General features: G+C 72.1%; 25 protein-coding genes and 1 riboswitch. Of the genes, 16 read left to right on the top strand and 9 right to left on the bottom strand.

Annotation, left to right across the window (positions count from 1 at the left end; translation table 11 throughout):
* Positions 1–33 precede the first annotated feature (33 nt).
* On the top strand, positions 34–1176 hold the full coding sequence (locus tag ACGH52_RS07730; RefSeq protein ID WP_399946670.1) for a glycoside hydrolase family 6 protein: 1143 nt from the start codon (positions 34–36) through the stop codon (positions 1174–1176).
* Here the strand turns inward: ACGH52_RS07730 and ACGH52_RS07725 are convergent.
* Complete coding sequence (locus tag ACGH52_RS07725) at positions 1158–2591, bottom strand: uracil-xanthine permease family protein (RefSeq protein ID WP_121703032.1); 1434 nt, start codon at positions 2589–2591, stop codon at positions 1158–1160. The genes ACGH52_RS07730 and ACGH52_RS07725 overlap by 19 nt on opposite strands.
* A 177-nt stretch (positions 2592–2768) precedes the next feature.
* On the opposite strand from ACGH52_RS07725, the gene ACGH52_RS07720 reads away from it, so the two are divergent.
* Positions 2769–3236 carry a thioesterase family protein gene (locus tag ACGH52_RS07720; RefSeq protein WP_121703033.1) on the top strand — a complete coding sequence of 156 codons (468 nt, stop codon included), beginning with the start codon at positions 2769–2771 and terminating at the stop codon, positions 3234–3236.
* Here ACGH52_RS07720 and ACGH52_RS07715 read toward each other — a convergent pair.
* Positions 3196–4407, bottom strand: a complete 1212-nt coding sequence (locus ACGH52_RS07715) for an MFS transporter (protein WP_076973466.1) — start codon at positions 4405–4407, stop codon at positions 3196–3198. The two genes, ACGH52_RS07720 and ACGH52_RS07715, sit on opposite strands and share 41 nt — an antisense overlap.
* A 112-nt stretch (positions 4408–4519) precedes the next feature.
* Between ACGH52_RS07715 and ACGH52_RS07710 the strand changes: the two genes are divergently transcribed.
* On the top strand, positions 4520–5719 hold the full coding sequence (locus tag ACGH52_RS07710; protein WP_210976499.1) for an ROK family transcriptional regulator: 1200 nt from the start codon (positions 4520–4522) through the stop codon (positions 5717–5719).
* On the opposite strand, the gene ACGH52_RS07705 is transcribed toward ACGH52_RS07710, so the two are convergent.
* Positions 5716–6150, bottom strand: a complete 435-nt coding sequence (locus ACGH52_RS07705) for a hypothetical protein (protein ID WP_238696872.1) — start codon at positions 6148–6150, stop codon at positions 5716–5718. The genes ACGH52_RS07710 and ACGH52_RS07705 overlap by 4 nt on opposite strands.
* 221 nt (positions 6151–6371) lie before the next feature.
* On the bottom strand, positions 6372–8747 hold the full coding sequence (locus tag ACGH52_RS07700; protein WP_399938319.1) for a chitinase C-terminal domain-containing protein: 2376 nt from the start codon (positions 8745–8747) through the stop codon (positions 6372–6374).
* 215 nt (positions 8748–8962) lie between these two features.
* A riboswitch (FMN riboswitch) is annotated at positions 8963–9093 on the top strand.
* A gap of 147 nt (positions 9094–9240) precedes the next feature.
* Here ACGH52_RS07700 and ACGH52_RS07695 point away from each other — a divergent pair.
* The 9 genes from ACGH52_RS07695 (at position 9241) to ACGH52_RS07655 (ending at position 16573) form a co-directional block, all read left to right on the top strand.
* Complete coding sequence (locus ACGH52_RS07695) at positions 9241–9843, top strand: riboflavin synthase (RefSeq protein ID WP_399938317.1); 603 nt, start codon at positions 9241–9243, stop codon at positions 9841–9843.
* Positions 9840–10484: a nicotinamide mononucleotide transporter family protein gene (locus ACGH52_RS07690; RefSeq protein WP_210976501.1), complete on the top strand. Its 645-nt coding sequence runs from the start codon at positions 9840–9842 to the stop codon at positions 10482–10484. The genes ACGH52_RS07695 and ACGH52_RS07690 overlap by 4 nt, the downstream gene beginning before the upstream one ends.
* Positions 10481–11770, top strand: a complete 1290-nt coding sequence (locus ACGH52_RS07685) for a bifunctional 3,4-dihydroxy-2-butanone-4-phosphate synthase/GTP cyclohydrolase II (RefSeq protein ID WP_076973462.1) — start codon at positions 10481–10483, stop codon at positions 11768–11770. The genes ACGH52_RS07690 and ACGH52_RS07685 overlap by 4 nt, the downstream gene beginning before the upstream one ends.
* A 21-nt stretch (positions 11771–11791) precedes the next feature.
* Positions 11792–12277, top strand: a complete 486-nt coding sequence (gene ribH, locus ACGH52_RS07680; RefSeq protein ID WP_399938315.1) for a 6,7-dimethyl-8-ribityllumazine synthase — start codon at positions 11792–11794, stop codon at positions 12275–12277.
* 34 nt (positions 12278–12311) lie between these two features.
* Entirely contained in the window at positions 12312–12584 is a 273-nt protein-coding gene (locus tag ACGH52_RS07675) for a phosphoribosyl-ATP diphosphatase (protein ID WP_059299784.1), read from the top strand.
* A 50-nt stretch (positions 12585–12634) separates the two neighbouring features.
* On the top strand, positions 12635–13492 hold the full coding sequence (gene hisG / locus ACGH52_RS07670) for an ATP phosphoribosyltransferase (RefSeq protein ID WP_399938313.1): 858 nt from the start codon (positions 12635–12637) through the stop codon (positions 13490–13492).
* Positions 13493–13533: 41 nt separating this feature from the next.
* Positions 13534–14004: a PH domain-containing protein gene (locus ACGH52_RS07665; protein WP_076973461.1), complete on the top strand. Its 471-nt coding sequence runs from the start codon at positions 13534–13536 to the stop codon at positions 14002–14004.
* 203 nt (positions 14005–14207) lie between these two features.
* Complete coding sequence (locus tag ACGH52_RS07660) at positions 14208–15539, top strand: hemolysin family protein (protein WP_121703036.1); 1332 nt, start codon at positions 14208–14210, stop codon at positions 15537–15539.
* Positions 15536–16573, top strand: coding sequence for a hemolysin family protein (locus ACGH52_RS07655; protein WP_399938310.1), 1038 nt, complete (start codon positions 15536–15538; stop codon positions 16571–16573). Before ACGH52_RS07660 ends, ACGH52_RS07655 begins: the two co-directional genes overlap by 4 nt.
* A gap of 256 nt (positions 16574–16829) precedes the next feature.
* Here the strand turns inward: ACGH52_RS07655 and ACGH52_RS07650 are convergent, their stop codons facing one another.
* Positions 16830–18683 (bottom strand): AAA family ATPase, encoded by a 1854-nt coding sequence (locus tag ACGH52_RS07650; RefSeq protein WP_076973458.1) that lies wholly within the window; start codon positions 18681–18683, stop codon positions 16830–16832.
* A gap of 429 nt (positions 18684–19112) precedes the next feature.
* Positions 19113–19733, bottom strand: a complete 621-nt coding sequence (locus ACGH52_RS07645) for a uridine kinase (RefSeq protein ID WP_171987088.1) — start codon at positions 19731–19733, stop codon at positions 19113–19115.
* A gap of 183 nt (positions 19734–19916) precedes the next feature.
* Between ACGH52_RS07645 and ACGH52_RS07640 the strand changes: the two genes are divergently transcribed.
* The 3 genes from ACGH52_RS07640 (at position 19917) to ACGH52_RS07630 (ending at position 22312) form a co-directional block, all read left to right on the top strand.
* Positions 19917–21308, top strand: a complete 1392-nt coding sequence (locus ACGH52_RS07640; RefSeq protein ID WP_399938308.1) for a peptidase C39 family protein — start codon at positions 19917–19919, stop codon at positions 21306–21308.
* Between the two features lie 118 nt (positions 21309–21426).
* Positions 21427–21567, top strand: coding sequence for an SCO1431 family membrane protein (locus tag ACGH52_RS07635; protein ID WP_107487783.1), 141 nt, complete (start codon positions 21427–21429; stop codon positions 21565–21567).
* Positions 21568–21649: 82 nt separating this feature from the next.
* On the top strand, positions 21650–22312 hold the full coding sequence (locus ACGH52_RS07630) for a TetR/AcrR family transcriptional regulator (RefSeq protein ID WP_076973454.1): 663 nt from the start codon (positions 21650–21652) through the stop codon (positions 22310–22312).
* A gap of 89 nt (positions 22313–22401) precedes the next feature.
* On the opposite strand, the gene ACGH52_RS07625 is transcribed toward ACGH52_RS07630, so the two are convergent.
* The gene (locus ACGH52_RS07625; protein WP_210976504.1) at positions 22402–23655 is read right to left on the bottom strand and encodes a glycoside hydrolase family 18 protein; all 1254 of its coding nucleotides are present in this window, start codon (positions 23653–23655) and stop codon (positions 22402–22404) included.
* Positions 23656–24034: 379 nt separating this feature from the next.
* Between ACGH52_RS07625 and ACGH52_RS07620 the strand changes: the two genes are divergently transcribed.
* Positions 24035–25210 (top strand): acyl-CoA dehydrogenase family protein, encoded by a 1176-nt coding sequence (locus ACGH52_RS07620; RefSeq protein WP_076973452.1) that lies wholly within the window; start codon positions 24035–24037, stop codon positions 25208–25210.
* On the opposite strand, the gene ACGH52_RS07615 is transcribed toward ACGH52_RS07620, so the two are convergent.
* Positions 25173–25490, bottom strand: a complete 318-nt coding sequence (locus ACGH52_RS07615) for a hypothetical protein (RefSeq protein ID WP_076973451.1) — start codon at positions 25488–25490, stop codon at positions 25173–25175. The genes ACGH52_RS07620 and ACGH52_RS07615 overlap by 38 nt on opposite strands.
* Before the next feature lie 164 nt (positions 25491–25654).
* Entirely contained in the window at positions 25655–26092 is a 438-nt protein-coding gene (locus ACGH52_RS07610; protein ID WP_076973450.1) for a hypothetical protein, read from the bottom strand.
* Between the last annotated feature and the right edge of the window lie 214 nt (positions 26093–26306).

Here is a 26306-nt window from a genome sequence, read left to right as displayed (position 1 = left end):
GCCGAGCGCGGGCGTGCCGCCGGGCGCGGTGCGATGGTCGCCGCGGCGTCCGTCGTGGTCGCGGTGGGGGTCGCCGCCGGGGTACTCACCGCGCTCGGCAACCAGGACGGCGGCGGTGCCGGCACCGCCCGTCCGCACGTGACCCACTCGGTGCGGCTGGACGCCCTGCCCGTCTCGCCGTCCCAGTCCCTGCCCCCGTCGGCTTCACCGTCGCGCTCCGCGTCGCCGTCCCCGACCCCGACCGCCGGGAAGCCGACTCCCGGCCCTTCGCCGAAGCGGACCCCCGCCACGCAGGAGCCCCGGACCACGGCCGCCGCCGGGCTCTACCGGCATCCCGACTCCCAGGTCGCCGACTGGGTCCGGACCCACCCCGGCGACCCGCGCCAGGAGGTCATCGCGTCCCGGATCGCCGGGCACCCGGCCGCCGTCTGGTTCACCGACCACACACCGGCCACCCTCACCGCCCGGGTCCGCGCCGTCACCTCCGCGGGTGCCGACCAGGGCCGGGTGCCGGTCCTCGTGCCCTACGCGATACCCGACCGCGACTGCGGCGGCCACTCCGAGGGCGGCGCGCCCGACCTCGACGCCTACGACGCCTGGATCGACCGGTTCGCCGCCGGGCTGGGCTCCGGCGAGGTGATCGTCGTGCTGGAGCCCGACTCGGTCGCCCAGTCCGGGTGCCTGTCCGCCGGTGAGCGCGCCGACCGCTTCGCCTCCCTGGCCCGGGCGGGCCGGGGGCTGAAGGACGCCGGTCCCCGCGCCCGGGTCTACTTCGACGCGGGCCACTCCGGCTGGCACGCGCCCGCCGAGCAGGCGGCCTGGCTGAAACAGGCCGGGGCCGCCTCGGCCGACTCCTCCGACGGGATCTTCAGCAACGTCTCCAACTTCCACGCCACCGCCGACGAGGTCGCCTACGGCCGCGCGGTCCTCGACGCCCTTGGCGGCCCGGCGAGCCTCGGCGCCGTCATCGACACCAGCCGCAACGGCAACGGCGCCCCGCCCGACGGGGAGTGGTGCGACCCGGCCGGCCGCAAGCTCGGCCGCCCGCCGACCCTCACCACCGGCATGGGGCGCATCGACGCCTACCTGTGGGTCAAGCTGCCAGGAGAGTCGGACGGCTGCCGGGGCGAGCCCGGGACGTTCACCCCGTCGTACGCCTACGAGCTGGCGCGCTGAGCCCCGCCGGCGCCCTCGCCGCCGGAGCCGCCGCCGTCGTCGGACTTCGCGTCGTACGACGACGTGCCCTCGTCGAGCAGCGGCTGCTGCGTCTTGAGGTGGGCCGGGGCGAAGGCGCGCAGCGCGTGGTAGCCGGTGATGACGACCAGGGTGCCGAGCGCGATGCCGCTCAGGGAGAAGGTGTCGGTGAACTCCATGCTGACGTTGCCGACGCCGATGATGATGCCCGCGGCGGCCGGTACCAGGTTCAGCGGGTTGCGCAGGTCCACCTTGGCGTTGACCCAGATCTGGGCGCCGAGCAGGCCGATCATGCCGTAGAGGATGACGGTGATGCCGCCGAGCACGCCGCCGGGGATCGCGGCGACGACCGCGCCGAACTTCGGGCACAGGCCGAAGAGCAGCGCGAAGCCCGCCGCGGCCCAGTAGGCGGCCGTCGAGTAGACCCGGGTCGCGGCCATCACGCCGATGTTCTCGGAGTACGTGGTGTTGGGCGGACCGCCGACGGCGGTGGAGAGCACCGAGCCGATGCCGTCGGCGGAGATCGCCGTGCCGAGCTTGTCGTCCAGGTTGTCGCCGGTCATCTCGCCGACCGCCTTGACGTGCCCGGCGTTCTCCGCGATCAGGGCGATGACGACCGGCAGGGCGACCAGGATCGCCGACCACTCGAAGCTCGGCCCGTGGAAGGCCGGCAGTCCGATCCAGTCGGCCTGGCCCACGGCGGAGAAGTCCAGCCGCCAGTGGTCGGTGAGCTTCCCGCTGCCGTCCACCGAGTGGATCTTCCCGAAGATCCGGTCCAGGGCCCAGGACAGGACGTACCCGAAGACCAGCCCCAGGAAGATCGCGATCCGGGACCAGAAGCCGCGCAGGCACACCACGGCCAGCCCGGTGAAGAGCATCACCAGCAGCGCCGTCCACTGGTCCTGCGGCCAGTAGGTGGAGGCGGTCACGGGGGCCAGGTTGAAGCCGATCAGCATCACCACGGCACCGGTGACCACCGGCGGCATCGCGGCGTGGATGATCCGCGCCCCGAACCGCTGCACGGCGAGCCCCACCAGGAACAGCGCGACGCCGACGACGAGGACCGCGCCGGTCACCGTGGCGCTGGTGCCGCCCTGGGCCCGGATCACCGCGGCGACGCCGACGAAGGAGAGCGAGCAGCCGAGGTAGCTGGGCACCCGGCCGCGGGTGGCGAGCAGGAAGATGACGGTCGCCACGCCCGACATCATGATCGCGAGGTTGGGGTCCAGGCCCATCAGGACCGGAGCCACGAACGACGCACCGAACATGGCCACCACGTGCTGGGCGCCCAGCCCGGCCGTGCGGGGCCACGAGAGTCGTTCGTCGGGGCGGACCACCGCTCCGGGGGCGGGCACCTTGCCGTCCCCGTGCAGCTTCCAGCGCACGCCGAGGTCCATGGTGAGGTTTCGCTTTCTCTGTACCGAGGTCTGTCCGGACCATTGTCAGGGGTGCCCGGCCGTGCGGTTGACCTGCACCCTTCCCCGCGGGGTGTCCTGAGCGTCCGCTTAGGATGGTGGCGGTTCCCCCGTACGCCGACGCCGCGCGTACCCGCACGCACCACCCAGGAGTCCGCCGTGACCGCCGAAGCGCCCGCCGCCCCCGTCCCGCCCGCCGTGCCGTACGGGCGGCTCGTCCCCGTCACCGTCCACTTCGACGACCTGGACGCGCTCGGGCTGCTGCACAACGCCCGCTACCCGGTGATGGTCGAGCGGGCCTGGACGGAGCTGTGGGCCGGGTGGGGCGTCCGGTTCGAGGGCAACTGGGCGGCGGCCGGCGACGCCTGCAACGCGGTCAGGGAACTGGCGATCGGCTACGAGGCGCCGGTCACCCGGCCGGGCACGTACGGTGTCCACCTCTGGCTGGACCGGCTCGGCACCACCGGGCTGACCTACGGCTTCCGGTTCTGCTCGGCGGACGGCGCCACCACCTACGCCCGCGGCACCCGGGTGCTGGTCCGGCTGGACTCCCGGACGCTGCGCCCGGCGCCGTGGAGCGAGGCGTTCAGGACTGCCGGTCGGGCACTTCTGCGACCGGCGGACTGATCTTCGGGCGGTTGCGGTCCCCGGCCCGCAGCACCCGCGCGAACACCACCAGGCAGCAGGCCAGCAGGGTCACCAGACCGAACGACACCACCAGACTGGTCGCCTGGGCCAGACCGCCGATCGCGCTCGGCGCGACCAGACCGGAGGTGTACGTGATGGTGGCGACGCCCGCGATGGCCAGGCTCGGATTGGAGCCCGCCCGGCCGGCCGCGGCGAAGCACAGCGGGACGACCACGGCGATGCCGAGGCCCATCAGCGCGAAGCCGGTCATCGCCACCGCCGGATGGCCGGCGACCACGACGAGCAGACCGCCGAGAGCGGCCAGCACACCGCTCACCCGGACGGTGCGCACCGCGCCGAACCGGTCCACCACCTTGTCACCGGCCAACCGCGCCAGCGCCATCGTCAGCGTGAAGCCCGTCGTGCAGGCCGCCGCCAGACCGGCCGAGGTCTCCAACTCGTCCCGCAGATAGACCGCGGACCAGTCCAGGCTCGCGCCCTCCGCGAACACCGCGCAGAACCCGACCGCGCCGATCAGCAGCGCCGACCTGGGCGGCAGTGCGAAGCGCGGCGGCGGGTCCTCGTCCTCGGCGGGCTGGAGGTCCAGCACCCAGGTGCAGGCGACCAGGCCCGCCACGGTCAGCACCGCGGCGGCCAGGAGGTGGTGCGTCCGGGCGTCCGTGCCCAGGTGGGCGGCGAGCGTGCCCGCCGCCGAACCGATCAGCGCGCCCGCGCTCCACATGCCGTGCAGTCCGGACATGATCGACTTGTCGAGACGGTTCTCGATCTCGACGCCCAGGGCGTTCATCGCCACGTCCGACATGCCCGCCGTGGCGCCGTAGACGAACAGCGCGAGGCAGAGGGTGAGCAGGTTCGGGGCGAGGGAGGGCAGGACCAGCGCCAGCGTCCACAGGGCCAGCAGACCGCGCAGGGCGGTACGGGCGCCGAAGCGGTGGCTGACGCTCCCGGCCAGCGGCATGGCGAGGGACGCGCCGAGCGCCGGGAAGGCCAGCGCCAGCCCCAACTGGCCCGCGCTCACGTCGGCGTGGTCCTGGATCCACGGCACGCGGGTCGCGAAGGAGCCGGTGACGGAGCCGTGCACGGCGAACACGGCCGCCACGGCGTACCGGGCGTGCTTCACCTCGCGCCGCCCGTAGGTCGCTGTGCTCATGGTCCACCCCTCCGTGTCCTTCAGTCCGCGGCGTAAACTATCAGGGACCCTGCCTGATAGATAGCGGGTTACCGGCGTGGGTCCCGCGCCGCAGATCTGGAAGGATCCCGGCATGCCCGCATCCCCGAGCACCGCCCGGGCCATCAACGACCGGCTCGCCCTGCACCTCCTCCAGCGGGAAGGACCGTTGACGGCAGGGCAGTTGAAACAGCTGACCGGCCTGTCCCGGCCCACCGTCGCCGACCTCGTCGAACGCCTCACCGTCTCCGGACTGATCGAGGTGGCGGGGGAGTCGGGCGAGCAGCGCCGCGGCCCCAACGCCAAGCTGTACGGGATCGTCGCCGGGCGCGCGTACCTCGCCGCCCTCGACGTACGCACCGGGGGCGTCGCCGTGCTCGTCTCCGACCTGCTCGGCCGGGTCCTCGCCGAGGGCTCCGTGCCGATCGACGACCACTCCGGCACCGGTCCCGCGGTGGAGCGGGCGGTGGGCCTGGTCGAGCGCGCGGTCAAGGAGGCCGGCGCCGACCGGCTGCACACCGTCGGCATCGGCGCGCCCGGCCTGATCGACCCGGTCGGCGGCGAACTCCGGGACTCCAGCGGGCTGCCCGAGTGGCACCGTCGGCTGATGGCCGCCCTCCAGGAGAAGTTCCCCGAGGCGCGGGTCGGCGTGGAGAACGAGACCAACCTCGCCGCCCTGGCCGAACAGCGCGACGGCGCGGCCCGGGACCGCGACACCTTCGTCCTGCTCTGGCTCGGCCTCGGCATCGGCGCCGCCGTCGTCCTCGACGGCACCCTGCGCCGGGGTGTCTCCGGAGGCGCGGGCGAGATCGGCTTCATGCCGGTGCCGGGCACCGCGGGCCTGCCCTCCGCCACCGACTGCGACGGCGGCTTCCACTCCGTGGCGGGGTCGGCGGCGGTGACCGCCCTCGCGGCGGAGCACGGCGTGACGGCACGGCCCGACGGGCCCGAGCCGCACGCCGCCGCGCTGGTCCGCAAGGCGGTACGCGGCTCGGCGTCCGGTGACGACCCGGCCGCCGAGCGGTTCCTCGACGCGCTCGCCGACCGCGTCGTCCTCGGCGCCGCCGCCGTCGTCTCGGTCCTCGACCCAGGCTGCCTGGTCCTCGCCGGTGAGATCGGCCAGGCCGGCGCCGCCACCCTCGCCGACCGCGTCCAGCACCGCCTCACCCGGATGTCCCCGCTGGCCACGGAGGTACGGCCCAGCACCCTGGGCGGCGGCGCGGTACTGCGCGGCGCCCTGCTCACCGCCCGCGACCGCGCCCAGGACGACCTCTTCGCCCCGCCGGACCGCTAGCCCGCGGCGCTCGGGGCCGGGGGTTCCGGCTCGGGGAATGCCGACGGGGCCGCCGCCAGCCACACCAGTACCGCCGGGAGCAGTACCGCCGTTCCCAGCAGGGCCAGGAAGCCCGCGGCGCTCGCCGCCGAGAGGGGCTCAAGGTGCCGGGCGTGGAACAGGAGATGGGCGACGGAGGAGACCAGGTAGGCCACCAGGGCCGTCAGCACCAGGCGGCGTTCCATCGTCGCCACCGCCGCGCAGAGCACCACGGCCAGCGCGAGGCTCGCCCCGCCGAAGTCCTGGAGCAGATGCTCGTTGTACGGCGGCAGGTGCGACACCCACGGCCATTTCCAGAACTGCTCGGGCAGCAGCAGGATCCACAGCCCCAGCACCACCTGGCCGCCCGCGAGCAGTCCGAGCCCCGTCCGCAGCCACGTCCGTCTGCTCATCCGCGCCGCCCGCCCTCTCCGCCGCCGAACCGCCCCGCCGGGTACTCCTCGAACGCGCCCGTCCCGACCGCGCGGTAAGTCCTACCCGTCGAGCGGCGCGTTCACCACCGTCGCGCGGCTCCCACGGCACCGCACCCCGCCGGAGTGCGGCAGGGTGCGGTGGGGTGACCCGGCGGCGGGCAAGGGCCTTCGTCACCGCCGCCGGGCCCGTTCGGGTGGGGTCAGCAGGCGCCGAGGTCCTGCCAGACACCCCATTCGCCGGTGGTTCCGGGCTCCTCGCCCTTCGTCCACCACTTGGACTTCCACGTGTGCCCCCGATGGGACACGCTGATTCCGCCGCCGTACGACGCGGCCGCGTCCCAGGCCGGGGCGGCGCACGGCCCGGTGCCGTCCGTCGGGCTGGGGCTCGGCCCCGGCGACTGGGTGCCCGTCGGCGTCGGCGTGGGGGTCGGCGTCTGCGCCCCCGGGTCCACCACGGTCGTGCCCCGGGCGAGATCGCCGGTAAGGGCGTACGCCTTGCCGCCGATCGTCACCGTCCAGTTCGACGGCGTCGACACGGGCAGGTAGTAGTTGAACGACAGGTCGACGGTCGCGCCCGGCGCCAGCGACTGCCACGCCGGGAGCTTCAGCGCCACCCGGTGGAAGTCACCCTTCAGACCGCCCACGTTGCCGCCCGTGTGGTCGCTGCTGACGACCTTGGTGCCGAAACCGGACTGGTCGGAGGCGTTCCCGGGGGCCGAGGTCGCGTAGTCGAACCGGAACTCGGTCCCGCCCGGCAGCGCGGTCTTCGTGCGGTTCGTGATCCGCAGCCTGGGCGTGATCGGGTAGTTGGAGTCGCCCAGCTTGAAGTCCGTGAACTCCACGTCCACGTCCACGGCCTGAGCGGGCAGGTCCGCGTTCGACTTCCTCGCGCCGTACGGCGCGGCCGACTTGAACCTGTCGTACATCAGCGAGGTGAGGGTGTCGCCCGTCTCGTACTGGCCCTTGGCGGCGTCCCAGCCGTAGTCGCCGGCCAGCTCCCAGATCATCGTGCCGCCGATGCCGCGGTCCACCACGTAGTCGGCCTTGGCCCCGACCGACTGCTCGTCCTCGGTGGAGAGGAAGACCTTCTTCTCGGCGTTCCACAGCCAGGGGGCGACCAGCGTCGAGTCGTACTTGCGGGCGTACGTGCCGGTCAGCTTCGTGTCCGCCGGGAAGCCGTAGTCGGTGACGTAGTCGCCGACGATGCCCTTCTCCAGGTTCTTGGCGTGCCACATCGGGTTGGAGCCCGCCGGGGACTCCTTGCCGTTGGTGTCGAGGTCGTGCCAGAGGTTGTCGATGCCGACGGCGCCGTCACCGCACTTGGTCAGGCCCGAGCCCGCCGGACAGGAGGCGGCGGACGCCTTGCCCCACAGCCCGTCGGTCCCGCCCTGCACGTTCTTGTGGCCGCGGGTGTAGTACGGCAGGCCGATGTTGATGCGGCCGGCCGGCATCGAGCCGCGGAAGTAGTGGTACGCCCAGTCGGTGTTGAGGTAGCCGATGCCGCCGTACTGGGCACTGCCGTAGACGCCCGCGGCGGCCAGCTCGGCGTCCTTGCCGTCGTCGAAGAGGGAGGCGTTCGGGCCGACGTACTCGTTCCAGGCGCCGTGCAGGTCGTACGACATGATGTTGACGTAGTCCAGGTACTTCTGGACCTGGAAGGTCTCCATGCCGCGCAGCAGGTACCCGGAGGACGGCGCGGCGACGGAGAGGAGGTAGTGCCTGCCGTCCGCGGCGCCCGCGCGGTCGAGCTTCTCGCGCAGCGTCTTCATCAGCGCCGCGTAGCCCTTGACCAGACCGGCCCGGCGGCCGTTGGCGAAGGACCAGTCGAGCGGGTTGCCCGCGTCCTTCATCGTGGTCGGGTACTCGTAGTCGATGTCGACGCCGTTGAAGCCGTACTTCCGGACGAAGTCGACCGCCGAGTCGGCGAAGGTGTCGATGCCGGCCTGGTTGACGGAGCCGTCGGCGTGGGTGGCCATCGAGTAGAAGCCGCCCGAGTCCACGCGCGAGCCGTCGTCCGCGAAGTAGCCGCCCGTCTCGGCCCAGCCGCCCACCGAGATCATCGTCTTGACGTCCGGGTGCTGCTTCTTGAACTTGTTGAGCAGGTTGAAGTGGCCCTTGTAGGGGAGGGCCGGGTCCATCTCGGCGCCCGCGACCCCGGGCCAGGTCATGCCGGTCGCCGCGTTCTTCTCGCCGTCCGAGCCCACGGAGAGCCGGTTGCCGCCGTCGACGTGCGCGAAGGCGTAGTTGATGTGGGTGACCTTGTCCCACGGGATGTCCGAGGCCAGGTACGCCGGCTTGCCGTCCTTGCCCGTGCGCCAGCCGGTGAAGTACCCGATCACCCGGCGCGGGTGGTCGGCGCCCATCTTCTCCCGGCCCTCGGCGTCGTAGATCGAGCAGTGGGGGACGTCGGCACCGGGGGTCTCGTAGAGGCCGTCGGGGCGGCAGGACTCCTGGTCGGCGGCCTGCGAGGCGGTCGCCGGGAGCCCGGCGAACAGCAGGCCGGCGACGGCGGCGACGGCCGCGAACAGGGCGGGCCCCGCTCTGTGGCGGGATCTGGAGCGTGACGGGGAAGGCACAGTCGGTTCCTCTCCACGGAAGTTGCGCAGACCCTAGAGAGGACTAGACCAGTGCGTCAATAGGTATGGACCAATCTCGACACCGTCGGTTGACCGACCAGTTGGGGCGGTCGTGACCAGGCCCAGAGGCCTGGGCGAGCGTTCTGTGAGCCACTCCACACATTCCGTTCGCGTGGACGGGGATCAGTCGTGGCACACTGGTCGTGTACCAGAAGCAGCGCACTCCGGGGTCGGTGAAAGTCCGAACCGGCGGTTACAGTCCGCGACCCGGTCGCCTCCAGCGACCGGTTGACCAGGTGAAATTCCTGGACCGACGGTTAAAGTCCGGATGGGAGGCAGTGCGCGGCGGGCGAGCACATGTGCGCGCCGCCGATTTCTGGGCGTGCCCGTCACGGGTGCGTCCCGTCCGGCGTCGCTCCGGTGTCCTCGTTCGTGACTCTGTCGTTCCGACAGCCCCGGAGTCCGTGCCCGAAGAGGCAGGAGGACCCGGGAAGTGTTCACCGGAATCGTCGAAGAGCTGGGCGAGATCACCGCTGTCGAGACCCTCGGCGACGCCTGTCGCTTCCGCCTGCGCGGCCCCGTGGTCACCGAAGGTGCCCGGCACGGCGACTCCATCGCCGTCAACGGCGTCTGCCTCACGGTCGTCGACCACGAGGGCGACGAGTTCACCGCCGACGTGATGGCCGAGACCCTGAACCGCTCCAGCCTCGGCGCCCTCGCCGTCGGCTCCCGCGTCAACCTGGAGCGCCCGACCGCCGTCGGCGCCCGGCTCGGCGGCCACATCGTGCAGGGACACGTCGACGGCACCGGCGAGATCCTGGAGCGCAAGCCCTCCGAGCACTGGGAGATCGTCAAGATCTCGCTGCCCGCCGACCTCGCCCGCTACGTCGTGGAGAAGGGCTCCGTCACCGTCGACGGCATCAGCCTCACCGTCGTCGACGCGGGCCCCGACTTCTTCACCGTCAGCCTCATCCCCACCACCCTCGCCCTGACCACGCTGGGCCACAAGCAGCCCGGCGACCCGGTCAACCTCGAGGTCGACGTCATCGCGAAGTACGTCGAGCGGCTGCTCGGCACGCAGGGGAGCACCCGGTGAACTGGCTCAACTCCGAGGCGTTCACGCTCTTCGACCAGCACATCAAGTGGTCCGACATGATCGGCAACGTGATCGGTCTGCTCGGCCTCGCCCTCGGCTGGCGGCGCTCGATCTGGACCTGGCCCGTGCAGTTCGTCTCCGGACTCGTCCTCTTCGCGGCCTTCGCCACCGCCCACCTCTCGGGCAGCGCCGGCAAGCAGATCGTCGTCATGGTCGTCGCAGTCTGGGGCTTCTGGCAGTGGAACCGCGGCCGGCAGCAGACCCAGGACGGCTCCGTCGCCGTACGGTTCGCCACCTGGCGCGAGCGCGGCGCGCTGGTCGCCGCGGCCGCCGTCGGCACCCTCGCGGTGGGCGCCCTGTTCACCGCCTACCCCACCCTCTCCTGGGACCCCTGGCCCGACGCGTACATCTTCGTCGGCACCGTCGTCGCCATGTACGCCCAGGCCCGCGGCATGGTCGAGTTCTGGTTCGCCTGGCTGCTGGTCGACCTCGTCGGCGTCCCGCTGAACTTCGCCAACGGCTTCGCGTTCTCCGGCTTCGTCTACGTCCTCTACGGCGCGCTCGTCCTGTGGGGCCTGCGCGACTGGTGGCTGCGCTCGCGCAACGCGGCCCGCCCCCTCCCGGAAGGAGCGCCCGCATGACCACGGCACCCATCCTCTACAGCCCCGACGGCATCGACGACCTCTCCCTCGACCCGGTCGAGCAGGCCGTCGCGGACATCGCCGCCGGTCGCCCGGTCGTGGTCGTCGACGACGAGAACCGGGAGAACGAGGGCGACCTCGTCATCGCCGCCGAGAAGGCGACCGAGGAGATCGTCGCCTTCATGATGACCGAGTGCCGCGGCTTGATCTGCGCGCCCATGGAGGGCGAGGAACTGGACCGGCTCCGGCTCCCGCAGATGGTCGACGACAACACCGAGTCGATGAAGACCGCCTTCACCGTCTCCGTGGACGCCACCGCCGCCCACGGCGTCAGCACCGGCATCTCCGCCGCCGACCGCGCCACCACCCTCCAGCTCCTGGCGAGCGGCACCGCCGAACCCACCGACCTGGTCCGCCCCGGGCACGTCTTCCCGCTGCGCGCCCGCCCCGGCGGCGTCCTCGTCCGCAACGGGCACACCGAGGCCGCCGTCGACCTCGCCCGCCTCGCCGGACTGCGCCCGGCCGGTGCCATCGTGGAGATCGCCGGTGAGGACGGGCGCATGCTGCGGCTGCCCGAGCTGATCCCGTTCGCCCGCAAGCACGGCCTGACGATCATCTCCATCGAGGACCTCATCGCCTACCGGCGCAGCGAGGAACCCACCGTCCGCCGCGAGGCCGAGGTCCACCTGCCCACCCGGCACGGCGAGTTCACGGCGTACGGCTACCGCTCCACGGTCGACGGCGTCGAGCACATCGCCCTCGTGCACGGCGACCTCGGCGACGGCCAGGACGTCCTGGTCCGCGTCCACTCCGAGTGCCTCACCGGCGACGTCTTCGGCTCCCTGCGCTGCGACTGCGGCCCCCAGCTCGACGCCTCCCTGGACCGCATCCAGGCCGAGGGCCGGGGAGTCGTCGTCTACCTGCGCGGCCACGAGGGACGCGGCATCGGCCTGATGTCCAAGCTGCGCGCCTACGAACTCCAGGAGCGCGGCCGGGACACCCTCGACGCCAACCTGGAACTCGGCCTGCCCGCCGACGCCCGCGACTACGGCGCCGGAGCCCAGATCCTCCGGGACCTCGGGGTACGCGCCGTGCGCCTGATGACCAACAACCCGGACAAGAGCGAGGCCCTGGAACGGCACGGCATCACGGTCGGCGGCCGCGAGCCCATGCCCGTCCAGGCCGGCGAGCACAACCTCCGCTACCTGCGCACCAAGCGGGACCGGATGGGACACGACCTGCCCTGGCTGGACACGACCCCCGTGTCCACCTGCGGCAACCAGTAAGCAAGCACGACGAGGAGACACGTGAGCGGCAAGGGTGCACCGGAACTGTCCGTACGCAACGTCGGGGACCTCAGGGTCGCCGTGATCGCGTCGCAGTGGCACGACAAGGTGATGGACGGACTGGTGGACGGCGCCCTGCGCGCCCTGCACGAGCTGGGGATCGACGAGCCGACCCTGCTCAGGGTCCCCGGCAGCTTCGAGCTGCCGGTGGTCGCCAAGGTCCTCGCGGGCCGCGGCTACGACGCGGTCGTCGCCCTCGGCGTCGTCATCCGCGGCGGAACCCCCCACTTCGACTACGTCTGCCAGGGCGTCACCCAGGGCCTGGTCCAGGTGTCCGTGGAGACCGGCGTCCCCGTCGGCTTCGGCGTCCTCACCTGCGACACCGAGGAGCAGGCCCTGGACCGGGCCGGTATCGAGGGCTCCAGCGAGGACAAGGGACACGAGGCGGTGACCGCGGCCGTCGCCACGGCGGCCACGCTCCGCTCCGTATCCGAACCGTGGCGCTAGCCCGGCCGGCACTACGCGTAAAGTGGGCGGCACCATGTCCAAGAAGACTTTCGAGGAGCTGTTCACCGAGCTCCAGCACAAGGCCGCCAGCGGCGACCCCGCCACCTCCCGCACCGCCGAACTGGTGGACAAGGGCGTCCATGCCATCGGCAAGAAGGTCGTCGAGGAGGCCGCCGAGGTCTGGATGGCCGCCGAGTACGAGGGCAAGGACGCCGCCGCGGAGGAGATCTCCCAGCTGCTGTACCACGTCCAGGTGATGATGGTCGCCCGCGGCATCTCCCTGGACGACGTCTACGCCCACCTGTAAGTCACAGCACTGCCCTTCTCCCACCCCTTCACGCAAAGGAAGCCGACCTCATGCTGCGCATCGCCGTCCCCAACAAGGGTTCCCTGTCAGGCCCCGCGGGGGAGATGCTGCATGAGGCCGGCTACCAGCAGCGCCGCGAGGCCAAGGAACTGCGGATCGTCGACCCGACCAACGAGGTCGAGTTCTTCTACCTCCGCCCCCGCGACATCGCGATCTACGTCTCCTCCGGCAAGCTCGACATCGGCATCACCGGCCGCGACCTGCTGATCGACTCCGGCGCCGACGCCGAGGAGATCCTCCCGCTCGGCTTCGCCCGCTCCACCTTCCGCTTCGCCGGCAAGCCGGGCACCGCGAACGGCGTCACGGACCTCAAGGGCCGCACTGTCGCCACCTCCTACGAGGGCATCGTCGCCGCCCACCTCGCCGAGCAGGGCGTCGACGCCTCCGTCGTCCACCTGGACGGTGCCGTCGAGACCGCCATCGAGCTGGGCGTCGCCGAGGTCATCGCGGACGTCGTCGAGACCGGCACCTCCCTGCGCAACGCGGGCCTGGAGGTCTTCGGCGAGCCCATCATGAAGTCCGAGGCCGTCGTCATCCGCCGCTCGAAGGCGGAGCCCGACGCCACCAGCGAGCCCAAGGTCCAGCAGTTCCTGCGCCGTCTCCAGGGCGTCCTGGTGGCCCGGACGTACGTGATGATGGACTACGACTGCCGGGTGGAGCAGCTGGAGAAGGCCGTCGCCCTCACCCCCGGCCTGGAGTCGCCCACCGTGTCCCCGCTGCACAACGAGGGCTGGGTCGCCGTCCGCGCGATGGTCCCGGCCAAGGAGGCCCAGCGGATCATGGACGACCTCTACGAGATCGGCGCCCGGGCCATCCTGACCACGGCCATCCACGCCTGCCGGCTCTGACCCGCCGCCCGCCGTACCAGGAGCACGACCGGAGCCACACCATGCCCGACACCACGCCGGACGACCTGCCGGCCCTGCCCGTCACCTTCCGTCCGGGCCGCACCCGTGCCGTCCTGATCGTCCTCGCGGTGCTCGCCTTCGCGACCATCACGGCGGTCGGGATGGTGCTGCACGGCCTCGGCCCCGGTGAGCGCCTCAGCTTCGTGTTCACGGCCCTCGTCCTGGCCGCCGTGCTGCTCCTGCTGGCCAGGCCCCGGGTCGTCGCCGACGAGACGGGCGTGACCGTGGTCAATCTGACCGCCAGGCGCCACCTCGCCTGGCCCGAGATCCTCCGCGTCAACCTCCGGCAGGGCGACCCCTGGGTCTTCCTCGACCTCAGCGACGGCACCAGCCTGCCCGCGCTCGGCATCCAGCCGGGCATCGCCAGGCAGCGCGCCCTCGCCGACGCGCGCGCCCTGCGCGACCTCGTGGAGGCCCGGTCCGGTGCCCTCCCCGAGGCTCCGCGTGACTGACGCGGCGCCGCCGACCCTGCCGCGGGCACCCTTTTCGTGATTAATCTGGGAACGAGGACGCGGCCCGTCGCGTCCTCGCCCCGTCGCTCCGCCCGGTGCGCGGGGTTCCTGCTACCCGAGGAGTGACTCCCTCCGGCGATGGACGGACCGTCCTGCAGTACCTGCGCCGCCCCTTGTTGTGACACCCCACAGGCGGCGGCATCATGACCACCCCCCTGCTGCTCCTGGCAGCCGCGTTCCTGCTGATCCTCGCCAACGGCTTCTTCGTCGCGGCCGAGTTCGGCCTGGTGACCGTGGAGCGGCCCGACGCCGAACAGGCCGCCGCGGCAGGCGACCGGCGCGCCCACCGGGTCGTCGAGTCCCTCAAGGAGCTGTCCTTCCAGCTCTCCGGCACCCAGCTCGGGATCACCATCACCTCCCTCGTCGTCGGCATGCTCGCCGAACCGGCGCTCGCCCGGCTGCTCGACGGCCCGTTCACGGCGATCGGCGTCCCCGACGGCGCCGTGTCCGGCGTGTCGGTCGTCGTCGGCATGCTGCTGGCCTCCGCCGTGCAGATGGTGATCGGCGAGCTGGTGCCCAAGAACTGGGCGGTGTCGAAGCCGCTCCAGGTCGCCCGCTTCGTCGCCGGGCCCCAGCACGCCTTCGCCCGGCTCTTCCACCCGGTGATCGCCGCGCTCAACACCGTGGCCAACCGCCTGGTCCGCGCCCTGGGCATCGAACCCGCCGAGGAACTGGCCTCCGCCCGCACCCCCGGCGAACTGGTCTCCCTGGCCCGGCACTCGGCCCGGGCCGGCGCCCTGGAACAAGACACCGCCGACCTCTTCGTACGGACCCTCTCCCTCGGCGAACTGACCGCCCAGCACGTCATGACCCCCCGTGTGAAGGTCAGCGCCCTGCACTCCACGGCCACCGCCGAGGACGTCGTCAATCTGACCCGCGCCACCGGTCTGTCCCGCTTCCCCGTCTACCGGGAGAAGATCGACGAGATCGTCGGCATGGTCCACCTCAAGGACGCCCTCGCGGTCCCCGTGCACGACCGGCTGCGCACCCCGGCAGGCCGGATCGCCCGCCCCGCGCTGCTGGTGCCCGAGACCCTGCCGGTACGGCCGCTGCTGACCCGCCTGCGCAGCGAGCAGCCCATCGCGGTCGTGGTCGACGAGTACGGCGGCACGGCAGGCGTCGTCACCCTGGAGGACATCGTCGAGGAGATCGTCGGCGAGGTCCGCGACGAGCACGACGGCCTCGACGCGCCCGAACTCGCCCCCGCCCCGCCCGAGGACGGACGCCCCGCCTGGGACGTCGACGGCAGCTGCCGCGTCGACGTCCTGCGACGCGTCGGCCTCCAGGCGCCCGAGGGACCGTACGAGACGGTGGCCGGACTCGTCGCCGACCTGCTCGGCCGCATCCCGGCCGTCGGCGACCGCGCGGAACTGCCCGGCTGGCGGCTCTCCGTCCGCCAGGTCGGCCACTACCGCGCCGAGCGGATACGACTGGTGCGCACCGCCGCGGTCTCCGCGCTGGAGGCGGTCCGATGAGCGTCCTGCAACTCCTCTTCGCCGCGCTGCTCGTGCTCGCCAACGGCTTCTTCGTCGGCGCCGAGTTCGCCCTCGTCTCCGTGCGCCGCAGCCAGATCGAACCCCTCGGCACCGCCCGCGCCCGACAGGTGCTGTACGGCCTGGAACGGCTGCCGCAGATGATGGCCGCCGCCCAGTTCGGCATCACCGTCTGCTCGCTGACCCTCGGCGCCGTCGCCGAACCGACCGTCGCCCACCTGCTGGAGCCGGTCTTCGAATGGATCCACCTGCCGCACGGCGTGATCCACCCGCTCGGCTACGTCATCGCGCTGGCCGCCGTGGTCTTCTGCCACCTCGTCATCGGCGAGATGGTCCCGAAGAACCTCGCGATGGCCGCTCCCGAGAAGGCCGCGCTGTGGCTCAGCCCCGGCCTCGTCGCCTTCGCCCGCCTGTGCAGGCCCATCACCGTGGCGCTCGGCGCCTGCGCCCAGGGCATCCTGCGGCTCTTCCACGTCGAGCCCAAGGACGAGGTCGAGGCCGTCTTCACCAGCGAGCAGCTCAACCGCCTGGTGGAGGACGCCGGCCAGGCGGGGCTCCTCGACCCGGAGGAGCAGGAACGCCTGGAGGACGCCCTGGAACTGGGCTCCCGCCCGGTTACGGACGTCCTCCTCGGGCGCGAGTCCCTGGTGACGGTCAGCCCCTCGGTCACGCCCGGGGAGATCGTCGCGCTCACCGCCCGCACCGGGTACTCGCGCTTCCCGATCGCGGTGGACCAGGGTGCCTTCATGGGCTACCTGCACGTCAAGGACGTCCTCGACCTGGAGGAGTCCGACCGCGCCGTCCCGCAGCACCTGTGGCGCCCGATGACCACGCTGCGCCCCGAACTCCCCCTGGACGACGCCCTCACGGTGATGCGCCGCGCGGCGACCCACCTGGCCCAGGTCACGGACGCGTCCGGGAGGGTGCTCGGCCTGGTCGCGCTGGAGGACGTACTGGAACTCCTGGTCGGCGAGGTGCGGGACCCGGCCCACCGGGAGGTGACTCTGGCCACCTAGGGGGTGTCGTTTGGATCTTGCCGGGGTCGCGGGGTCTGGCACGCACATCTGCGGCGTTGTCGTCGGTTGCCAGGGCTCCGCCCTGTCGCCCTCCTCCGCCTTGCAGCTGCACGCTCCCCCACGCTCGGCTTCGCTCGCGCGGGAGGGACCCCCATCGCCCCCGCTCGGGTCGGCAACAAGGCGCCGTCAACCGGAGCCGGCCTGATCCAAACGACACCCCCTAGCCCCAGCCGCGGGCAGCCGTTGGGGCCGGGGGCTACGGGGCAGGTTCCCCCGGCCCCCGCCCCGACAGCACCTCTCCGTACGCCTGCATCAGATCCGGCAGCCGCAACGTCGCCAGGTCGTCCCGGGTCAGCACCCCGGGGTACACGGACAACCGCAGATCCCGGTACGCACAGCTCTTCTCGTACAGCGTCCGCAGGAACCGCCCGTTGCCCAACTCGTCGATCCACCCCTGGTCCACCACGTGCCCGGCGATCGACCGCAGCTCGTCCAGCGCCTCCTCGTCCCACCCGTCCCCGTTCTCCGCCGCGAGCACCTCACCGATCGAGGTCAGCTCCAGCGGCCGGTACGACGGGAAGTCGACCCGGGTGGTGAAGCGGGAGGACAGCCCCGGGTTGGCGCTCAGCAGCCGGTCCATGCCCTCCGGATAGCCGGCCAGGATCACCACCAGGTGGTCCCGGTTGTCCTCGGCCCGCTTCAGCAGCACCTGGAGCGCCTCGTCGCCGTACGCGTCGCCCTTGCCGTAACCGGAGTTGGACAGGGAGTACGCCTCGTCGACGAAGAGGACACCGCCGAGCGCGGAGTCGATCAGCTCGTTCGCCTTCACGGCGGTCTGGCCCAGGTACTCGCCGACCAGATCGGCCCGCTGCGCCTCCACCAGGTGGTCGCCGCCGAGCAGTCCGAGGGCGTAGAAGACCCGGCCCAGGATGCGGGCCACGGTGGTCTTGCCGGTGCCGGAGGGGCCGGAGAAGACGAAGTGACGTTTGGGCGGCTGCACGGGCAGCCCCTGCCCGGCCCGCAACCGCGCCATGTTCAGCTGCGCGGACAGCGCCTTGACCTGCCGCTTCACCGGTTCGAGGCCCACCATCCGCTCCAGCTCGGCGAGCGCCTCCTCCAGCAGGGCGGGATCGGTGGGCCCGCTGGGCAGGGACGGATCGGGTCCGCCCGCCTTCTCGCGCACCGACGGCCCACCGAGCGGGGGCAGCGGGGCGGACAGCGGGGACTCGGACACGGAGAGCTTGACGTCGCGCTCCTCGGTGCCGAAGAGGGGGTCGAGCCCCTCCAGGCCGTCCGACCCCGCTCCCGCCTGCGCGAGTCCCGCGAAGTCGGCCGCGTCGTCGTAACCGTCGCCCTCGGCGATCGCGGCCAGCCGGGCCGAGGTGTCCATGAACGCGGGGTCGACGCGGTGCACCGCCCGGTACAGCGGGAGCGCGGCGGCGCTGCGCCCGGTGCCCTCGTGGGCCCGCGCCAGCCAGTAGCGCAGCTCCTTGCGCTGCGGCTGCTCGCTGCGGCACCGCATCAGGGCCGCCGAAAGCAGCGGCTCGGCCTGCCCGTACATCTCCAGGCGGACCCGGGCCATGCCGCTGAACAGGCCGGCCTCGATGCCCAGTAAGGGGTCGCCGAGCAAGGGGTCGGTGTGCCGGACGAGCTGCTCCCAGTCCTTGACGAGGTAGGCGCGGCACGCGTGCAGGAAGCGGACCTGGGGGTCGGAGTCCACCGGAGGCAGCCCGGCCAGGGCCCGGTCCAGCTCCGGGACGTGCCGGCCGTCCAGCCAGTGCGAGGCGTGCGCCAGCAGCAGGTCGCGCGGGTTCTCCAGCACCGGCTGTACCCACCAGCCCAGCCAGTACCAGGAGTTGAGCGTCCGACGATGGCGGGCCCGCTGTTCGCCGAAGCGGTCGCGGTTGCGGAACATTCGCAGGAGCGCGTTCGTGGTGTCCACGCGCAGCGCGTGCAGTCCCAGCCAGCCGTCGGCCATCGTGGGATCGATGCGCACCGCGGTCCGGAACTCCTCCTCCGCCTGCGGGTAGGCCCCCATGGTGTAGGCGTCCACGCCGCGCAGCCAGGCGAGTTCGGCCGGGGCCTGTGGGCCCTGCGTGCCGAAGTCCATCACGTCCCCCACCTACCGTGCCCCCGTCGGTATGCCGCCGAGCCGTCGCTCGTCGGCCGCCTCGGTCAACGGCTGTACCGCGGACCGGAGTTGCAGGTGCGTGCGGCAATCTCCCGTAGGTCGCACCGAGGGCATCGTACCCGCGGCGGTCTTTCCTCCGAAGGGTGCGGGAGGGGTCGTTCCACGAGGTGGGAGCGGGTGGGCCGCACGGTCGGAAGGTGACTGTGGGTGAGCGTGCGGCGTCGCGGAGCAGCCGGAAAACGGGCTCAGGGCAGAACGAAGCCCCCGATCACGGGGGAACAACCGGGGGCTTCGCGTCTGTCGGCGGCTTCGAACTACCGCACATTCAGAACGTAAGACCTGTACGGCCCCCGGGTCAAGCGAAGTTGGGGCACGTCGGCGGGTCGCCGGTGCGCGATCTTCACGAGTTCAACACATTGCGGAAGGTCCGTCACCCTGCGTGAGGAAGTGGGCTCCGGAGGCGGTTCCCGCGGGCCCCGGCAGCACCTCGTATCCCTGTTCGCACTGTCGTACCAGAAGGTGCGCGAAGGGGCGCGAGGGGTCTTCGGCGAAGTGCCGGCGCTCGGCCGGGATCCACCCGTCCCAGAACGACCGCTGTTCCGCTCCGTCGCGCGCCCGTCCGCGGGCCCACGCCCGCTCCCGCGGCAGGTCCATCCAGAGCAGCCCCGCCAGGTGGGGCCGCAATGCCGCGCGACCGGCGCCGACGCCCTCGACCAGGATCACGGGCGCGGGCGGCAGCGGCTGCGGGGCGCCGAAGCGCCGGGCCCGCCAGTCGTAGGGGGCGTATCGGGCCGTGTCGCCGCGCCGCAAGGGCTCGATCACCTGGTCGAGCAGGCGTGCGGTCCAGTCGAACAGCTCGTCGTGACTGGCGATGTCGTCGAGGTGCAGCACCGGCGCACCGCCCAGCTCGGCCGCCAGGCGCCCGGCGAAGGTGGACTTCCCGGACCCGGCGTGCCCGTCGACACCGATCAGACGCACGGGGCCGCAGGAGGGGGGAAGCCGGCGGAGCCGGGCTGCTAGGTCGAGGATGACGGGTCCTGGGGGCGGGAGGGGCGGACGGGTTCACCCGCACTCTAGCCAGTGGTCGACACCAATATTGGTGGCGTGGCGTGCGTGGAAGTGCTGGCAGGAGCGGGCGGCTGCGGCCATAGTTGGCGCACGACCGTGCAACGACGGACCCGCCCGACCCGGACACCTGGGGGTCTCCCGCCCATGAGCAGAGTCGAACAGCCGTCCCGCAGAGCCCTCCTGGCCGCGGCCGTCGCCGCGGCCGCCGTGGCGGGCGGCGCGATCCCGGCCGTGGCCCAGCCCGCGCCCGGCGCCGGCCCCGACGCCGGTGGCGGCGCGGACCCGGACCGGGCCGGCGCCCGGCCGGTGGACTACCACGCCTGGACCACGTACGGCGACTGGCGGCGCGGGACCGTGCGCGGGGCCCGTCCCGTCGCGGGCGCCCGCCCCGGCGTCGTGATCGGCGCCCCGGCCGGCACCACCGACTACACCGACCCGCACACCGGCACCACCGCCGCCTGGGAGTACGCGACCTGGACCTCCCCGGTCCACCGGCTCACCGTGCCCGCGACGGAGGTCATCGCCTCCTGGAACGCGCACACGCCGACCGGTACCTGGGTCCAGGTCGAACTGAAGGGCACCTACTCCGACGGCACGGACACGCCCTGGTACGTCATGGGCCGCTGGGCGGCGGGCGACGGCGAGCGGGACATCCGGCGGACCTCGGTCGACGACCAGGGTGACGGCAAGAGCAGCATCTGGACCGACACCTTCTCCGTCGACGACGCCTCCACCGGTCTGCGCCTGGTCTCCTACCGGCTCCGGCTCACCCTCCACCGCCGCCCCGGCACGCGCACCACGCCCACCGTCTGGCGGCTCGGCGCGATGGGCTCCGACGTCCCCGACCGCTTCACCGTGCCGGCCTCCACCCCGCGCCACGCCGGGGAGCTGCGCGTCCCGCGCTACTCGCAGGAGATCCACAAGGGCCAGTACCCCGAGTACGACAACGGCGGCGAGGCCTGGTGCAGCCCCACCTCCTCGCAGATGATCATCGAGTACTGGGGCGGGCGCCTCACCGAGGAGCAGCTCGCCTGGGTCGACCCCTCCTACGCCGACCCGCAGGTCTGCCACGCCGCCCGGTACACGTACGACTACCAGTACGCCGGATGCGGCAACTGGCCCTTCAACGCCGCCTACGCCGCCACGTTCGAGGGCCTCCAGGGCGTGGTCACCCGTCTCGGCTCCCTCGCCGACCTGGAGACGCTGATCGCGGCGGGCATCCCGGCCATAACGTCCCAGTCGTTCCTGGAGGAGGAGCTGACCGGGGCGGGCTACGGCACCTCGGGCCACCTGATGACCGTGGTCGGCTTCACCGCCGACGGCGACGTGATCGCCAACGACCCGGCCTCGGACGACAACGAGGCCGTGCGCCGCGTCTACCGGCGGCGCGAGTGGGAGAACATCTGGCTGCGGACGAAGCGGTACAACGCCAGTGGCAAGGTCGTCTCCGGCACCGGCGGCGTCTGCTACCTGTACTTCCCGGCCCACCCCAGCCCGCGGCAGCGCAAGGCCCTCGCGGCGGTGGGCGTGCGCTGAGCGACCGCACCGCTCCGCTGTGACCAAGCTCTCGGCCGCAAAAGCCGCTCACGGTGGCAAGGTGGACACCGTGAGCGGGGGGATCCGCCCAAGCCGAACCCGAGAGCAGCGAGACGCCATGACCGCACACACCGCAGCCACCACCCGTGTCCGCACCGGCGGACCCAAGGACGACGGCCCGAAGATCCTGGAACACGTCATGGGCTGGACGCTCGTCGTGGTGGTCGCGATGCTCGTGGTCCAGCTGGGCCTGCTGTGACGTGACCCGGGTGTGACCTGCTCCACGACCCGACCTGCCATACTGCGGAGGTCCTGCCGCCCGTAGGAGACCAGGGTCGAAATTGAATATCAGTCAACAAGGTGCCGACGTCCGTCCCCGGGCGCGCGGCACCGAGCGTTCGCTGGCGCGCCGCGCCGAACTCATCGCCATCGGGCGGAAGTTGTTCGCCGACACGTCGTACGACGCGCTCTCGATGGACGACATCGCCCGCCAGGCGCATGTCGCCAAAGGGCTGATCTACTACTACTTCCAGTCCAAGCGGGGCTACTACCTGGCGATCATCCAGGACTCCGTCGCCGACCTCGTCACCACCGCCGCGCGGGGCACCGAACTGCCGCAGGTGGACCGCGTCCACCGCACCATCGACGGCTACCTGCGCTACGCCGAGCACCACCAGGCCGCCTACCGCACCATCGTCAGCGGCGGAGTCGGCTTCGACGCCGAGGTGCATGCCATCCGGGACGGGGTGCGCGAGGCGATCGTCGGCACCATCGCCGAAGGGGCGTACGGGCGCTCGGACATCGGGCCGCTGGCCCGCATGGGCCTGCTCGCCTGGGTGTGCGGCGTCGAAGGCGCCACCCTGGACTGGATCGGCCGCCCGGAACTGCCCCGCGAGCGCATGGGCGAGCTGCTGGTGAAGTCGCTCGGCGGCACGCTGCGCGCGATCGAGGAGCTGGACCCCGCCTACCCGGCCCCCGCCCCGGCCCGCCGGGACGACGCCTGACGGCGCCTGTGAAGCTCGATGAAGCTTGACGAAGGGGCGGAGACCCGAGCCGGTCTCCGCCCCTTCGCCCCCCGTGCGCGCCGGGTGGTTCAGTCGATCGCCTTGATCAGCTCGCCGTTGGCGGTGTCCCCGCTCAGCTCCCAGAAGAAGGTGCCGCCGAGACCCTGCTCGTTCTTGTACGCCATCTTGGTCGCGATGGTCTGCGGAGTGTCGTAACTCCACCAGTCGCTGCCGCACTTGGCGTAGGCGGTGCCGCCCACGGTGCCGGTCGCCGGGCAACTGGTCTTCAGCACCTTGTAGTCCTCGATGCCGTTCTCGTACGTGCCCTTCGCCGGTCCGGTCGCGGTGCCGCCCGGTTCCGCCTGGGTGACACCGGTCCAGCCGCGGCCGTAGAAGCCGAGTCCGAGCAGGAGCTTCGAGGACGGGATGCCGAGCCCCTTGAGCTTCGCGATCGTCGCCGAGGTGTGGAAGTCCTCCTTCGGGATGCCCGGGTAGGAGGTCAGCGGCGAGTGCGGAGCGGTCGGCCCGGTGGCGTCCCAGGCGCCGAAGAAGTCGTACGTCATCGGGTTGTACCAGTCGACGTACTGCGCGGCGCCCGCGTAGTCCGCCGCGTCGATCTTGCCGCCGGCCGTGGCGTCGGCCGTGATCGCCGCGGTGACCAGGTAGTCCTGGCCGAACTTGGCGCGCAGGGCGCTCATCAGCTTCGGGAAGGCGTCCCGGCCGCTGGTGTCGCAGCTCAGGCCGCAGGCGTTCGGGTACTCCCAGTCGATGTCGATGCCGTCGAAGACGTCGGCCCACTTGGAGTTCTCGACCAGGTCGTAGCAGGACTGGGCGAACGCCTCCGGGTTCTGCGCGGCCTGCGCGAAACCGCCGGACCAGGTCCAGCCGCCGAACGACCAGAGGATCTTCAGGTCGGGGTGCTTCTGCTTCAGCTTGAGCAGCTGGTTGAAGTTGCCGCGCAGCGGCTGGTCCCAGGTGTCCGCGACGCCGTCCACGGAGTCGGCGGCGGTGTAGGCCCGGTCGGTCGCCGCGTAGGCGTCGCCCATGGCGCACTTGCCGCCGGTGACGTTGCCGAACGAGTAGTTGATGTGGGTGAGTTCGTCGGCGGAGCCCGACGACTCGATGTTCTTGACGTGGTAGCCGCGGTCGTAGACGCCCCATTCGGTGAAGTAGCCGACGACCTTGGACCCGGCCGCGGCCTGCGCGGCGGGTGCCTCGGTCTGCGCGGCGGTGGCCGTGGCCGGGCCGGCACCGGCCAGCAGCCCGGCGCCGAGGGCGACGGTGCACAGGGCGGAGAACAGCGTCCGGATGGGGCGGACGCGGGGGAGGTGCGGGACGTGCATCGGGTGTCTCCTCGTGGGGGAAGAGGGAAACGCGCGCCGATTGGCATGAACGCGGTGAGGCGTTCGATCCGTCACCGTAGGAGGACTAGACCAGTGTGGTCAATGGTTCGGACCATTCTTGGGTTCCGGAGCGGGAATCAGAGTGGGAATCCCGGCTTCCGGGACCCGGCCGGGCCCATTCTCCGAATTCTTTGAGTAAGCGGTCGTTAACTGGTGACTCCGTGCCTCCGATCGGGCATACTCACAGCGCACAGCCGCTGGTCAGCCGCTTCCGCGACCCGGAAGTGCGAGCATCGGCCAGGCCCGAACGACCCGGCGGAGCCGCCTCCACCCAAGGCGCACGTCCGCCGATGTGCCCGACAGGGAGGAGAGCGTCGCCATGCCCGACCGCGCCCCGCAGCCGGTGGACCGGCAACTGCCCACGGACGAGGCACGGGACCTGATCTCGCTCGTCCGCGACATCGCGCAGCGTGAGATCGCCCCGAGCGCGGCCGAGGAGGAGGACGCCGGACGCTTCCCGCGCGAGGTCTTCACCCTCCTGTCCGACTCCGGCCTGCTCGGACTGCCCTACGACGCCGAGTTCGGCGGCGGCGAGCAGCCGTACGAGGTCTACCTCCAGGTCCTCGAGGAGCTGGCCGCGGCCCGGCTCACCGTCGGCCTCGGCGTCAGCGTGCACACGCTCGCCTCCTACGCGCTGGCCGCCCACGGCACCAAGAGGCAGCAGGCCGAGTACCTGCCCGCGATGCTCGGCGGCGGCCTGCTCGGCGCCTACTGCCTCTCCGAACCGGCCTCCGGCTCCGACGCCGCCTCGCTGCGCACCAAGGCCGTGCGCGAGAGCGGCGGAGACTGGGTGATCACCGGCACCAAGGCGTGGATCACGCACGGCGGCATCGCCGACTTCTACACGGTCATGGCCCGTACCGGAGAGGACGGGCCGCGCGGCATCACCGCCTTCCTGGTGCCCGGTGACGCCGAGGGGCTGAGCGCCGCGGTGCCGGAGAAGAAGATGGGGCTGAAGGGCTCGCCCACCGCGCAGATCCACCTAGACGGCGTGCGGGTCCCCGACGCCCGCCGCCTCGGCGACGAGGGGCAGGGCTTCGCGATCGCCCTGTCCGCGCTCGACTCCGGCCGGCTCGGCATCGCCGCCTGCGCGATCGGCGTGGCCCAGGCGGCGCTGGACGCGGCGGTGTCCTACGCGGCCGAGCGGCGGCAGTTCGGCAAGCCGATCGCCGACTTCCAGGGGCTGCGCTTCATGCTCGCCGACATGGCGACGCAGATCGAGGCCGGCCGCTCCCTGTACCTGACGGCGGCACGCCTGCGCGACGCCGGAGCGCCGTTCGCCAAGCAGGCCGCCATGGCCAAGCTGCACTGCACCGACACGGCGATGCGGGTCACCGTCGACGCCGTGCAGATCCTCGGCGGGTACGGCTACACCGCCGACTTCCCGGCCGAGCGGTACATGCGCGAGGCCAAGGTGCTGCAGATCGTCGAGGGCACCAACCAGATCCAGCGGATGGTCATCGCCCGTCACCTCGCGGGTCCCGAGGAGCGGTGAAGTCGGCGGCGACGGCGAAGTCGCCGCTGACGCGGAAGTCGCCGGTGGTGAAGGAGTCACCGGTGGCGAAGAAGTCCCCGAGTCCGCGCGGGGGTTCCGCGAGCCTGACCCACTCCGGGTCGTGGCGCCCCGGCAGGGTGCGGCCGCCGTCGGCCCAGGTCCGCATCAGCTCGCGGTAGATCGGCGGGTCGGGGATCTGCGGGGCCGGGGGAACCGGTCCCGCGGACACCGGTACGAACACGCGGCGCCGACTCCCGGTCGACGAGTACGTGGGGGTCATACCCGGGCAACGCGGCGAAGTGCGGACGGGTCACCGGCGGACGCAATCGAGAGTGAGTTCGTGCGCGTCCACCACCGACCCGCACCACGGCATGCTGCGAGCCGTGGCGCGGGCGGGGTGACGGCAGAGGTGGGCGAGCCCCGTGAGCCGGGTGCCCGGGCTCCTCAGGCTGCTTCGTGCCGCATCGTCGGCACCCGCATCGGGCGTGAGCCCGGGCCGCCGACGTGGGAGAAGGGCTGGGTCCGCCAGTCGAGGCCCCGGGGGAGCGTCAACAGCAGGGCGGTGTCCTGCTCGTGGGGCTGGAACGACTCGTCGGCGGGGCGGGCCTCGGTGGCCCGGCGGCCGGTGCCGGCGCAGACCGTGAGCCCGAACGGGTTCCACGGCGAGGCGCACAGCGCGTGCTCCGGCAGCGTCTCCTCGTCCGCCAGCAGGGCGATGGGCTGCGCGCAGTCCGGGCACAGCACCCGGTACATCTCGAAGGTGTCGTAGGCGTCGAAGTCCTCGTCGTCGTAGGCGTCGGGTTCGACGCCCTCCGATACGGGCTCGACGACCGGCTGCTGCCGCTTGGGCGCGGTACGACCAGGGCGCTTAAGACTCTGCATGGGATTCTCCCCCTCGGGCTGGGTCGTGACGGCACTGCGGCCTCGACCACAGCAAGCACTTCCCGTCCCCCCTCCGGGGTAATCACGAGAGCATCACGGAGAACGTTCAACCAGTGTGGTGTTCGTCACATGCCGCTCGCAGATGCCCCGTGCGGCGGGTTTGTCCCCGCCCGGCCGTCGTCCGACACCCCGTCACATCACGAACGGGACATGA

Origin of the sequence: Streptomyces sp. BBFR25, from assembly GCF_044590125.1 — a bacterium.
Classification (GTDB): Bacteria; Actinomycetota; Actinomycetes; order Streptomycetales; family Streptomycetaceae; genus Streptomyces; species Streptomyces canus_D.
This window is presented reverse-complemented; position numbering and strand designations above follow the sequence as displayed.

Excerpts from the sequence above, each read along its gene's own strand:
- ACGH52_RS07655 (WP_399938310.1), top strand. The coding sequence starts at position 15,536 with ATGAGCGTCCTGCAACTCCTCTTCGCCGCGCTGCTCGTGCTCGCCAAC.
- ACGH52_RS07705 (WP_238696872.1), bottom strand. The coding sequence starts at position 6,150 with ATGAGCAGACGGACGTGGCTGCGGACGGGGCTCGGACTGCTCGCGGGC.
- ACGH52_RS07625 (WP_210976504.1), bottom strand. The coding sequence starts at position 23,655 with ATGCACGTCCCGCACCTCCCCCGCGTCCGCCCCATCCGGACGCTGTTC.
- ACGH52_RS07610 (WP_076973450.1), bottom strand. The coding sequence starts at position 26,092 with ATGCAGAGTCTTAAGCGCCCTGGTCGTACCGCGCCCAAGCGGCAGCAG.
- ACGH52_RS07725 (WP_121703032.1), bottom strand. The coding sequence starts at position 2,591 with ATGGACCTCGGCGTGCGCTGGAAGCTGCACGGGGACGGCAAGGTGCCC.
- ACGH52_RS07660 (WP_121703036.1), top strand. The coding sequence starts at position 14,208 with ATGACCACCCCCCTGCTGCTCCTGGCAGCCGCGTTCCTGCTGATCCTC.
- ACGH52_RS07730 (WP_399946670.1), top strand. The coding sequence starts at position 34 with ATGGTCGCCGCGGCGTCCGTCGTGGTCGCGGTGGGGGTCGCCGCCGGG.
- ACGH52_RS07615 (WP_076973451.1), bottom strand. The coding sequence starts at position 25,490 with ATGACCCCCACGTACTCGTCGACCGGGAGTCGGCGCCGCGTGTTCGTA.
- ACGH52_RS07665 (WP_076973461.1), top strand. The coding sequence starts at position 13,534 with ATGCCCGACACCACGCCGGACGACCTGCCGGCCCTGCCCGTCACCTTC.
- ACGH52_RS07675 (WP_059299784.1), top strand. The coding sequence starts at position 12,312 with ATGTCCAAGAAGACTTTCGAGGAGCTGTTCACCGAGCTCCAGCACAAG.
- ACGH52_RS07715 (WP_076973466.1), bottom strand. The coding sequence starts at position 4,407 with ATGAGCACAGCGACCTACGGGCGGCGCGAGGTGAAGCACGCCCGGTAC.
- ACGH52_RS07650 (WP_076973458.1), bottom strand. The coding sequence starts at position 18,683 with ATGGACTTCGGCACGCAGGGCCCACAGGCCCCGGCCGAACTCGCCTGG.
- ACGH52_RS07685 (WP_076973462.1), top strand. The coding sequence starts at position 10,481 with ATGACCACGGCACCCATCCTCTACAGCCCCGACGGCATCGACGACCTC.
- ACGH52_RS07710 (WP_210976499.1), top strand. The coding sequence starts at position 4,520 with ATGCCCGCATCCCCGAGCACCGCCCGGGCCATCAACGACCGGCTCGCC.
- ACGH52_RS07620 (WP_076973452.1), top strand. The coding sequence starts at position 24,035 with ATGCCCGACCGCGCCCCGCAGCCGGTGGACCGGCAACTGCCCACGGAC.
- ACGH52_RS07635 (WP_107487783.1), top strand. The coding sequence starts at position 21,427 with ATGACCGCACACACCGCAGCCACCACCCGTGTCCGCACCGGCGGACCC.
- hisG (WP_399938313.1), top strand. The coding sequence starts at position 12,635 with ATGCTGCGCATCGCCGTCCCCAACAAGGGTTCCCTGTCAGGCCCCGCG.
- ACGH52_RS07640 (WP_399938308.1), top strand. The coding sequence starts at position 19,917 with ATGAGCAGAGTCGAACAGCCGTCCCGCAGAGCCCTCCTGGCCGCGGCC.